Origin of the sequence: Microcoleus sp. B5-D4, from assembly GCF_036705145.1 — a bacterium.
Classification (GTDB): Bacteria; Cyanobacteriota; Cyanobacteriia; order Cyanobacteriales; family Microcoleaceae; genus Microcoleus.
This window is the reverse complement of the sequence record NZ_JAUBTV010000013.1, coordinates 48,353-56,365: the sequence shown is the minus strand read 5'-3', so window position 1 is coordinate 56,365 and position 8,013 is coordinate 48,353. Positions and strand designations below refer to the sequence as shown.

The window sequence follows — 8,013 nt, the reverse complement described above, 5'->3', positions numbered from 1 at the left end:
ATCATTGACCGTCGTGACAGCGATGATTCGGAAACAGTTGATATCATTGACCGTCGTGACAGCGATGATTCTGAAACAGTTGATATCATCGACCGCGACAGAAATGTTGACGGAAATGAAGCTACTCGCACCCTAAATCCTGTCGAAAGTGTTCGCCCTATTGACAGTGTTGGCCCGGTTGCTACCGCTGGCATTGTGAATAACCTGCCCTATTATATTGATGCTTTGCTTCCTACAAATCAACCACGATGGAACAAAAATAGCCCACTAGGTACGCCCGTAGAAGTTACTTTTAGCTTCATGCAAACTAAGCCAGAATCTACCTCATGGGATGACTTCAAACCCTTCACAGCAGAACAGCAGGAGTCGGCCAGACAAGGATTAAAACTTTACTCTGATATTTCCAATATCACATTTAAGGAAGTTTCTAATGCTAACGGTGGTGGAAAAATTCAGTTTGGTTCTATCGACATTCCCAATTATGCAGGCTGGTCTACTGGAGTCGGGTCTGCTACTAAAAGTCACATTTGGCTTGACAATAATCTTGCCAACATTACGCCCGGTTCATCAGGATTTACAATTCTTCTTCATGAAATTGGTCACTCCCTAGGGTTGAAACACCCTCATGAAGGGGCAGTAAATATGCCCAATTATCAAGACAACGATCGCTTTACTCTCATGTCTTACAACGGTCACCCTGATATGCCAGGGGTGACACCAAAAACTCCACAACTATTTGATGTTGCAGCAGTTCAATATCTTTATGGGGCTAATACCGATACCCGTTCCGGTAACAATACTTATAGTTGGGGCAAAGATGCCAAATTTATCGAAACGATTTGGGATGGGGGTGGCACCGACAAAATCAGTGCCGCTAACCAAACTAAGGATGTAGTAATTGATTTAATCACAGGTGGTTTCAGTTCTATCGGTGCCAATGGTAATGCCAATGCTGAAAACAATGTGGCGATCGCTCTCGGCGTAACCATTGAAAATGCAGTTGGAGGGGCTGGAAACGACAACATCTCCGGGAATGCAGTTGCCAACAACATCCAAGGTGGATTGGGAAATGACAAGCTATATGGCAAAATCGGTAACGACTTGCTGAGTGGAGGTAGCGGCAACGATGCCCTTAATGGCGGAGATGGCAATGACATTCTCAATGGTGAATTCAACAACGATACTCTTAAAGGCGGAAAGGGTAATGACACTCTCAATGGTGGCTTAGACAACGACATTCTCAATGGTGACGACGGTAATGACATTCTCAATGGCGGCAACGGCAACGATATTCTCAATGGCGGCAACCAGAATGATACTCTAAATGGTGGCTTAGGCAAAGACACTCTCAATGGCGGAAACGGTAACGACAGGCTCATGGGTGGCGACGGTAATGACGTTCTCACGGGTGGCGACGGTAATGACACTTTAATTGGTGTTAATTCTTCTAAAGCGAGCCCTGGCACTCAAGAAATTGACATTCTTACTGGAGGTGCTGGAGTTAACACCTTCGTCCTTGGGGATGCCAATAAGATCTACTACAATGAGAGTGGTTTCCAGGTTCCCAATCCGAATCCATTTGTTAACGGCTACGGCTTAATTACAGACTTTACACCCGATCAGGATACTATCCAGCTTAAAGGAGGAGTCAACTATAAATTGGAGAATGTCAGCCTTGACGGTGGAGTATCAGGTCGAGGAATCTTCGTTGATAATCCGGGATTTTCCCCCGATGGATTGATTGGTGTTATACAAGGGATACAACCTTTCACTAACCTTAAGATAAACAATGGTGCTAGTATAACCACCATTACTGGGCTTGATTTGGTCAAGAGCTAATTCTGTCTGTTGATTGGGAAAGTAGCTATGTATTGAAAATAGGGAATTGGGAATGAGTGTTGTTTCCGAAACCCTATTTTCAATAGTCAGTGAAGTTAGCGATCGCTCAAGTCAGTCTCTTTTATTCTTCTTGACACTCCCCTGGCTAAAGCCGAGGGGATTCTTGATTCGCAGAATCGACTTGCCGATGCAGAATTACTTCAACATCGGTAGCGGTCAATTCTCCACAAGCGTTCGGATCTAAGATCCAAGTTCCGACGTGCCCCGCCGTACTCAATCCCCGACTTAGGATGTTTTTGGCTGCGTTCCAATCCCTGTCAATTACGCACCCACACCGACAAGCGTGAGTTCGCGTTGACAGACTTTTCTTGACAACTGTCCCGCAGCTAGAGCATTCTTGACTTGTTCCATTGGCTGGCACGGCAATTGTAATTCTTCCGAATACTTTGCCAAGATATTCCAGCCACACTCGAAACATATACCAAGATGCGTCGTTAATCGATTTAGCTAAGCAGTGATTCTTCACCATGTTTTTGATTCTCAAGTCTTCGTAGGCTACACAGTCGTTAGACTGGATGACGTATCTTGCTAATTTCAAAGCAAAATCTTTACGTTGTCTACTTATTTTGAGGTGGCGTTTCCCTAGAATCACTCTAGCTTTTTTTCTGTTTTCTGAACCTTTGACTCGCTTTGAAAGCCACCTTTGGGCTTTCTTTAGTCGGCGCTCTCCTTTGCCCAGAAAACGCGGATTTTCGACTGTAACACCATTAGAGTCTGTGTAGAACTCTTTGAGCCCCACGTCTAATCCAATAGCATTACCTGTAACTTCAACCTTCTCGGAACGATCAACTTGAACGCAAAACTGGATGTAGTATCCATCGGCTCGTTTGACTAAGCGCACTCGCTTAATTTGGCTAAGCTGATAGAAATGTAAGTCTCGCGTTCCTTTCAACTTGAGTTTTCCGATGCCTTTTTTATCGGTAAAAGTGATAGATTTTCGGTCAGTTGCCATCCGCCACCCGGTCGTTTTATATTCGACCGACCGATTGTCTTTCTGAAACTGCGGAAAACCCTTTTTGCCGGAAATTTTCTTTTTACAGTTGTCGTAGAATCGGGCGATTGCCGACCACGCTCTTTCGGCGCTTGATTGTCGAGCCATGCTGTTGAGTTCATCACAAAACGTCCATTCTTTAGCTAAAACAGCACTGTACTTATTCAAGTCATACTTATCGACTTTTTGGTTTTCCATCCAAAAGCGCAATGCTTTGTTACGGATGAATTGTACTGTTCTAATTGCTTCGTCTACAGCGGCAAATTGCTGCTTTTTACCGTATGCTTTGAACTCAAAAACTAGCATGACTTCGACCTCATCACGATACTTCTTATACTAACAACATCGGCTTAATATACCTCAAATAGTTCATAAAGATTTACATAGTTGCACTCTACAGCGCAATCCTGAAATCCCACAAAAGAAACTGGGAGGCTTTAGCCTCCTTCTGCCTTTCATCCCCGGACTAAAGTCACGGGGTTTTCATGCTCGATCTTTATAAGCGAATGCCAAATGCACGCTACGCGATCGCACGCACTATCACTGCTTTTCAACCTAAAACACGGCAGAAATACTCGCGGTACAAATTGCACCGCGGCATCACATAATTGTTTTGCCGCCGCACAAGTCCCATGCTGTGCAATTTGTAAATTTGCATTGAATCTAATTCAACTGGTTCGGGGGAATTAACAACTTTTTTCAAAGCCCAAGCTAATTCTGGATTGTGTTGCAGTATTTCCAAATGCTTGCGTAAATGACTGCTGTAAATTCCCGATTCTGATGCCGCATTTTCTAATAGCTGAGTTAATGAGGTTTTGCCACAACTAATCTCATACATTGCCAATCTTACTAAATAAGGATGTCCGCCGATCGCACTTATTAACTTTTGCAATTGCCCCTCATCCCACTCCAAGCCGTGTAAGCGAGCTAAATCGTGAATTTGCGGCCTCTCAAACTCCAGCAACTCAACCGGCACCCCCGCATTAAACGGAGATTGATTCATGTCCAAAGGAATATAAACTTCGGTAGAATGCGCCATTACCAACCGCAGTTTTTTCCAGATATCCGAAATCTTGGCTTTTTCGTGCCAGCTTCGCAGCATCCCCAAAAAGTCTTCAACTACTTCGGTGTAGGGAAATAGGCGATCGACTTCATCCAACCCCAAAACTAGAGGCGCTGATGTTTCTGCCAGCAAATACTCTTCAAAGTAAACCGTACAGTTATCGTTGCTGCCCAAAATATCCGTATCCCAATATTCGTTTAACTTGTTTTCTAACTTTAACTGTCGGCTTACCATCAAACACAGCCAGCGCAGAAATTTCTCCAAATTTGTTAAGATTCCTCGGTCTGCAGCCCTCAAATCGATATAAACTGCGTGATAGTTTTCCCGATCGCCCTGAGCTAAAATTCTGGTCATTAATGAAGTTTTGCCCATCATTTCCGGTGCTTTGATCCGAATCAGCGAACCGGGTTTCACAACAGTCTCGCCGCACAAAGATTCAATGTTGCAACGCTCTACATAAAAAGGAGAATCTAATGATACCGAACCTTCGGGAAATGGCAAATTTGCGATCGCATTCAGTGTTCGCGAGGGCGGATTTATGTTAGTAAATTGACGTAATTCTGGCGAGGAAAATCTCCTTAGAGCTTCTTTGAAATTTTTCTTACTAATTTTCTCTCCTAACGCTTCTGAAAACTTGTGCCACAATTTGTTACCGACATCTTTGTTGAGGTATTCAGCACTGTAGCCGTAAGTTTTGGCGATTTCATCGTAACTTTTGCCTTCCCAAGAACCTTGAAGGACTTTCATTTCGATGTCGCTGAGATATTTGCCGGTGTTTTGAGCAAAAATGCGATCGGCAGATTCTTTGGTTTGGCTCCAAGAGAAGTCTAATTCTGAGTTCATGGGCTCGACCCGTAAGTACGTATATACGTAAGTATGCAGACTTTTACAAGATATCTATGGTTCCTGCATGGAGAAAGCCACCCTGACTTTTCCGTATTTTAACTGATTTAACCTGAGTTTTTACTGTCAGTCCTTGTAGAAACACCTGATTTTACTCCCCTGGTCGGTTTTATTCTGGGAAAATATACTGGTTTAGAAGCAACTTGATTGCCGATCGCCCGCTCGCAATTATCGATCGCCTAACCAACAATAGCCGAACCTCGCCAACACCAGGGTATAAGGAGAAAAATTATGGCTGCTACCATTACCGTTAATAGCACAGATGACTCGAATATCAGGAATGCCGTCCTCACCCTCAGAGAGGCAATTCTGGTTGCGAATGGCACTCTGAATTTTGCTGCTTTGACAGTGGCAGAACAAGCACAGATTAACGGTACATTGGGTACTGCAGCCGATCGCGACACGATCGCCTTTAATATCGGGGCGATCGGTTCTCAGCAATTAATTCAGCCTTTATCCGCACTGCCGCCGATCTCCGATCCAGCGATCGTCGATGGTTGGAGTCAAGGCGGCGCGGGCTATAACGGTTTGCCACTGGTGGAACTCAGCGGCAACCTCCCCGGAGTTGGGATGGTCGGACTTGATATCACTGCTGGGAACAGTACCGTGCAAGGTTTAGCGATCAACAGATTTTACTCGGCAGGCATCCGCTTGCAAACCAATGGTGGCAACGAGATCGTCAGCAACCACATCGGCACGGATCTTGCGGGTACGGTCAATCGGGGCAACCGCAGGGGGATCTGGATTGATGGCGTTCCAGATAATCGGATCGAGAACAACTTAATCTCTGGCAACGACAATTTAAATAGCGGGCTTGGCATCGAGATTTCCGGCATCGCTGCGCGCAACAACCAAGTAATCGGCAACCGTATTGGCACTGATGTTACAGGTACTGTTGCGATCGCCAATACGATGGCCAACACCGGTGGCATCAGCATCCGCAATGCGCCTGAAAACCTGATTCAGGACAACCTGATTTCTGGCAATGTGGGCCTTGGTGGCGGAATTGCGATTAACGGCCCAACTGCCAATCAAAATCGAGTTGTCGGCAACCTCATCGGCACTGATATCACGGGTAATGTAGCGCTAGGAAACAGTATCTATGGCATCTCTATTGGCAGCGCTTCTAACAATATTATCGGCGGAACGACGCCTCAAGAACGCAATATCATTTCTGGCAGTCAGACTGCGGGTATTTTTTTTGCAATAGCGCCCACACTTTTAGGCGAACCTTCAGGCGGTGTAGCTGCGACAAACCGAGTTGTCGGCAACTATATCGGCACAAATATCAGCGGTACTGCCGCTTTGGGAAATCCGGTCGGCGTCTTTATCGCTGCTGGCGAAAGTAACATCATCGGTGGCACGACACCGCAAGAACGCAATGTCATTTCCGGCAATCAAATGGGCGTCTATCTTAATAGCAACGAGGTCACTAACAACCGCGTTATCGGCAATTATATCGGCACGCAAGCTGACGGCAGCACTCCTTTACCCAATACTTTCTACAGCAACGTCATAGCTTTAGATCCAGGTGTGAATAACCGCATCGGCGGTACCGCTGCAGGAGAAGGAAATACGATCGCATTTAGCGGTAGCAGCGGCATTCAAGTGACTGGTGGCAACGGTTTGGCAATTTTAGGCAATTCTATCTTTTCTAATAATGGTTTAGGCATCGATCTCGATAACGATGCCGATCCCTTAACTAGCGACGGCGTTACCCCAAACGACTTGGGAGACGGAGATACAGGCGGAAACGGCTTGCAAAATTTCCCGGTGTTAACCTCCGCAACTGCTAGCAACGGCAACATTACTATTAGCGGCACTCTCAACAGCATTCCCAATACGAATTTCCGCGTCGAATTTTTTGACAATACTGTTCTAGATCCCAGCGGTAACGGCGAAGGACAAACTTATCTCAACTTTGTTAATCTCATAACTGATGCTGCTGGCAATGCTAATTTTATATCGCCGCCTTTAACTGCAACAGGGGCGATCGTCACTACTGCTACTAACTTAGCAACTAACGATACTTCGGAATTTTCTCAACCTTCCCCCGGCTTACTGCAATTTAGCAATCCCGCTTACACGGTGAATGAAAACGGTACAGTTGTAGGTACTGCAATTAGCGTCAATCGCATCGGTGGTAATAAAGGTGCAGTTGGGGCAACGCTGACGCTGACGGATGGTACTGCTGTTGCTGCTGACTACACCAATACGCCGATCGCGATTAACTTTGCCGCGGGCGATACGACACCAAAAATTGTTATTATTCCGATCGCCGATGACGCGATCGACGAAGCTGACGAAACGGTTAATTTATCTCTAACTAATCCAACGGGAAATGCTACAGTTGGCGATCGATACAACAATGCAGTTTTGACAATTGCAGATAACGATAACCCTCCAACTGTCAGCATCACCCCCGCTACGATTAACCAAGCTGAAGGCAATACAGGCACAACTACCTACAACTACACTGTTAGCCTCTCCAATGCTTCTGGTTTGCCCATTACTGTTAACTACAAGACAGATGACGGTACTGCTACTACGGGCGATTTCGACTACGAAGATAATGACGGTAATCTCATCTTTAATCCGCCAGAAGCGCTAACAAAAACGATCGCTGTAATTGTTAACGGCGACAACAAATTCGAGGCGAATGAAACTTTCAGCGTTACCCTCAACAACGCCATCAACGCCACCATCAATCCCGCCGCCAACCAAAGTACGGGCATTATTGTCAATGATGATAGTGATGACTCTAATCCCACTCCAACTCCGACAGAAACACCAACACCAACTCCGACAGAAACGCCGACACCGACAGAAACGCCGACACCAATTCCGACAGAAACTCCGACACCAACTCCGACACCAACTCCGACAGAAACGCCGACAGAAACGCCAACGCCGACACCAATTCCGACAGAAACTCCGACACCAACTCCGACACCAACTCCGACACCAACTCCGACAGAAACTCCGACACCAACTCCGACACCAACTCCGACAGAAACTCCGACAGAAACTCCGACAGAAACGCCGACAGAAACTCCGACAGAAACGCCAACTCCGACAGAAACTCCGACAGAAACTCCGACAGAAACTCCGACAGAAACTCCGACAGAAACTCCGACAGAAACTCCGACAGAAACTC

Annotated in this window: 4 protein-coding genes; 2 read left to right on the top strand and 2 right to left on the bottom strand. The window is 45.9% G+C overall.

Annotated elements, in window-relative coordinates:
- Positions 1-1,839 (top strand): M10 family metallopeptidase (locus tag QUB10_RS09050; protein WP_333201395.1); only part of this gene is annotated, 1,839 nt, incomplete at its 5' end.
- Between the two features lie 145 nt (positions 1,840-1,984).
- Here QUB10_RS09050 and QUB10_RS09045 read toward each other — a convergent pair.
- Positions 1,985-3,196, bottom strand: a complete 1,212-nt coding sequence (locus tag QUB10_RS09045; RefSeq protein WP_333201393.1) for a transposase — start codon at positions 3,194-3,196, stop codon at positions 1,985-1,987.
- A 244-nt stretch (positions 3,197-3,440) separates the two neighbouring features.
- The gene (locus QUB10_RS09040) at positions 3,441-4,796 is read right to left on the bottom strand and encodes an AAA-like domain-containing protein (RefSeq protein ID WP_333201391.1); all 1,356 of its coding nucleotides are present in this window, start codon (positions 4,794-4,796) and stop codon (positions 3,441-3,443) included.
- A 291-nt stretch (positions 4,797-5,087) separates the two neighbouring features.
- On the opposite strand from QUB10_RS09040, the gene QUB10_RS09035 reads away from it, so the two are divergent.
- On the top strand, positions 5,088-8,013 hold a 2,926-nt coding region (locus tag QUB10_RS09035), incomplete at its 3' end, for a Calx-beta domain-containing protein (protein WP_333201389.1).

Coding starts and splice junctions, on each gene's coding strand:
- QUB10_RS09045 (WP_333201393.1), bottom strand. CDS start 3,196: ATGCTAGTTTTTGAGTTCAAAGCATACGGTAAAAAGCAGCAATTTGCC.
- QUB10_RS09040 (WP_333201391.1), bottom strand. CDS start 4,796: ATGAACTCAGAATTAGACTTCTCTTGGAGCCAAACCAAAGAATCTGCC.